Source organism: Gluconobacter sp. (assembly GCF_047723935.1).
GTDB lineage: Bacteria > Pseudomonadota > Alphaproteobacteria > Acetobacterales > Acetobacteraceae > Gluconobacter.
In genome coordinates, this window is record NZ_JBDOBO010000134.1 from 1 (window position 1) to 3,199 (window position 3,199).

Here is a 3,199-nt window from a genome sequence, read left to right on the forward strand (position 1 = left end):
CGCCCCGGCTGGTGCAGCGAACACCAAACCGGGACTAGCCAGAACAGAAAGAGAGGCTTTCATGTCCGACTTGACGAATAGTGTACGCACCGTGTCCACCCCTGCGCAAGAGGGGAATGTCTGCGCCGGGCGGTGCAGTGAGTGTGCTAACCGCAAGGCCACCTGCTTTGTGGAACTGGAAGATGCCCATTACTCCCATCAGACGCTGGCAGCGTTGGTGAAGTATCACGGTTGGCAATACTATGATGCACAGCGCCCCCAGAATGGTGTGGAACGTCTGTTTGTCGGGATGGCCGCCGATGGAATGATGGTTCCCAATGGCGCACGCTACCTTGGAGCCAATTACTCCAAAGACCCGGAAAGCCGTCGGTATATCGCCCTGCATTATGGGTTTGACCTGCTCAAAGACTGGGACGGCCGGGAAGGAACCCCTGCAGAGATTGCTGCCCAGGTCAATAAATGGGCGGAACAGTACGTCCAGATGGAACGGGCCAAGCTGAAAGCCGCTTAAATCGCCCCTCAGATCAGTGATATTTTTCTCAATATTTTTAGTGGAACAGGCAAATGTCAGGCAGCGTTAACAAGGTCATTCTGGTCGGTAATCTGGGTAAAGACCCCGAGGTGCGTCATGCGCAGAGCGGTCAGAAGATTGTTTCTTTCTCTCTCGCCACCAGCGACACGTGGAACGACCGCGCCTCGGGTGAAAAGCGCGAGCGGACCGAATGGCACCGTGTTGTCATTTTTAACGACCGGCTGGCCGATGTTGCCGAACGCTTCCTGCGCAAAGGCCGCAAGGTTTATCTTGAAGGCGCGTTGCAGACCCGTAAATGGACCGACCAGAGCGGGCAGGAACGCTACACGACCGAAGTGATCGTTGACCGCTTCCGTGGCGAGTTGGTTCTGCTTGATGGCCGCCCGGAAGGCGATGCGGGCGGTCATTATGGCTCTGCCTCTGGGAGCGGGCAGGCTGCTCCTGCCTATGGCAGCGCTGGCCCGGTGGACGAAATTCCGTTCTGAATTGGTGGATATGGCGCGCGCCGAACGCGCGCCATTTTGGACACAAAAAATTAGTTCTGGTTCTGGGTCGGGATACGCAAGGGTGTGAGATCACACCAAGCCTGTCCGCTTTCTGTAACGTAGCTATGGCCCTCACAGTAGCGCGCCCGTTCCAGCGTATGCGACACCACCGCATAATGTGCGAGCAGCCCCCCACAGAAAAGCAGTGCCCCGGCAAGGGCCAGACGTGAAATCGCTTTCCAGCGTGTCGCCCGGTAGAACTCGCGTTCGTGATGGGGCATCTGCTGTTTCAGCCGGTCATACAGCTCCGTTTTCAGCCCTCCCATGATTGAGGCGATCATCTTGTCGATGGTCACCTGTTGATGCTGTTTGAGCCGTTCCTCCTCCAACTTGATCCGCTGTTCCCCTGCCGAGCGGATTGCCCGCACAGCTTCCAGTCCGTTCGCCAGGTCTGCACGGAGCTGCGCCAGACTGGTCTGTGCCGTGTTTTCGGCGGCTGCTATCCGTGCGGCAGCCGTGTTCAGGCTCTGGCAGGTTTCTGCTGTCGCATCGCCCAAGCGGGCCAGCAGGAACCCCAGAGGGCTATTCAGATCGATGCCCGCATCGTGGAGGCTGGCAAGGAAGCGCTGTCGCGCTTCCTCTTCTGGCGCTCTGCTGATGGAATGACTTATGGCATCCATTCGGCGGCTCCCTCCTCATCCAGATTATGGGTGAAGTCCTTCAGCCATTTCTGGGCCATATGGACCCACAGTGGATTAAGGTGCCGACCCGACCTGCCTGCTTTGTTGTCGACGGCGTCAAATACGCTCAGTCCTTCCTCTTCTATATACTTCATCGACGTGAGCGCGGGCATGTCGATGGGAATGACCCCCGCTTTCAACATGGCGAGTAACCGCGGATCTTCTCGCAACCATGCAAACGGATCCACTGCACGGCTGGCGTTACGTTGTAGGCCAGCGTTCAGGAAGAGCACGCTGGTGCCACCCTGAAATGCGCCGCCAGCCCAGATCCGGTGCATGTGCTCGAAGTCATCCCGTTCTGGCCCGGTAAAATAGGCGTAGGTCGGAATCAGGTTTGATGCAGCGAGAAAGTGCCCAAGATCTGATTCCGCCGCAAGTTCCTCGCTAATCCTGTCGCCGCCGCCCATGTCGATTACTACCGAGGCGTGCTGTTCCAACGCCTTCGCCAATGTATCGGCCAGCCAGACCTTACAGGTTTCAAGTGTCGCGTTTTTCGGGCGGCCAACGCCATGTGCTCCCTCTGGTGGGTAAAGACGTGACAGCATCGGGTTATTGATGTCGCCATCAGCGACAAGCACATTATGACCTAGCCCAATGGCATGTCGTGCGATGACGGCACAGCCCAGACTTCCGCCGCTGCGGCCGCGACCTATGCGCCACAGGGCGCGGGGGGAGCGAGTGGGAGTTGGGGGTGCTTTACTGGCATCAGCCATAGAATGAGACCTTCTGATGAGAGACGGGCACAATGCCTGCCTCTCACCATTGTCGCTTATTCCGTTGTGACGCTGTGCAGAGGCTTAAGGTTCAGAGTCTTCCTCTCCCACGAGCGATACGAAAGGCGAATTTTTCTTCCTCGGTCATGGAACTGGTTGTGTTGTGCCTAGCGCGCAACAGCCTACCCACATCTCTCAGCCAGTCATCTTCGAATTCGTAACCCCGCTTGCTGGGATAGCCCGGCAGATCGTCGCCAAATTCCCAGGCATTCCCACTCAGGGGGTTGATTTCCCCTTTGCGAATTGGCGGAAGGGTGGGGTCGAACGGCTCATAGGCGCGATACGACACCCCTACAATTTTCGGCAGATCAAGGGTGACGAGCGGCGTGTCGCCAGTCAGCGCGGCAGCATTGTGTCCTGCTGTTGACTGCGGATTGGCGACAGTGGCCGCCCGCGCCTTTCGTGCTTCGGCTTCTGCCTTAACGCGCTGGTTGTGTTCCGCCACGCGGGCGGCTTCCTCGCGCCGCCATGCCGCCGCCCTTTCTGTCTTTTCCATCCTGTCGTGCAGGGCGGCCTGCTCGGCGGCTTCCGCCTCGCGCCGCTGGCGAATTTCCGCCTGAATGACCGCCTTTTCGCTCTCGCGTTCTGCTTCCAGGCGCAGGGTTTCGGCAGCCCGTTCCGCAGCGCGCTCATTCCGTCGCTCAAGCCATTTCCCGACCCGGTACCAAG

At 58.5% G+C, this 3,199-nt stretch carries 5 protein-coding genes; 2 read left to right on the forward strand and 3 right to left on the reverse strand.

All coding sequences use genetic code 11. From position 1 onward, the window contains the following. Both ABF979_RS16645 and ssb read left to right on the forward strand, forming a co-directional pair. Positions 1-511, forward strand: a 511-nt coding sequence (locus ABF979_RS16645; protein WP_415560784.1) for a hypothetical protein, incomplete at its 5' end; no start/stop codon positions are given. Between the two features lie 53 nt (positions 512-564). Continuing rightward, positions 565-1,017: a single-stranded DNA-binding protein gene (gene ssb / locus ABF979_RS16650; protein ID WP_415420835.1), complete on the forward strand. Its 453-nt coding sequence runs from the start codon at positions 565-567 to the stop codon at positions 1,015-1,017. Positions 1,018-1,067: 50 nt separating this feature from the next. Here the strand turns inward: ssb and ABF979_RS16655 are convergent, their stop codons facing one another. The 3 genes from ABF979_RS16655 to ABF979_RS16665 all read right to left on the reverse strand — a co-directional run. Next, entirely contained in the window at positions 1,068-1,697 is a 630-nt protein-coding gene (locus tag ABF979_RS16655; RefSeq protein ID WP_415560785.1) for a hypothetical protein, read from the reverse strand. Beyond that, a complete protein-coding gene (locus tag ABF979_RS16660) occupies positions 1,685-2,470 on the reverse strand; it encodes a hypothetical protein (RefSeq protein ID WP_415560786.1) in 786 nt (261 codons plus the stop codon). Before ABF979_RS16660 ends, ABF979_RS16655 begins: the two co-directional genes overlap by 13 nt. Before the next feature lie 91 nt (positions 2,471-2,561). Next, the coding region (locus ABF979_RS16665) for a hypothetical protein (RefSeq protein WP_415560787.1) at positions 2,562-3,199 on the reverse strand (638 nt) is incomplete at its 5' end.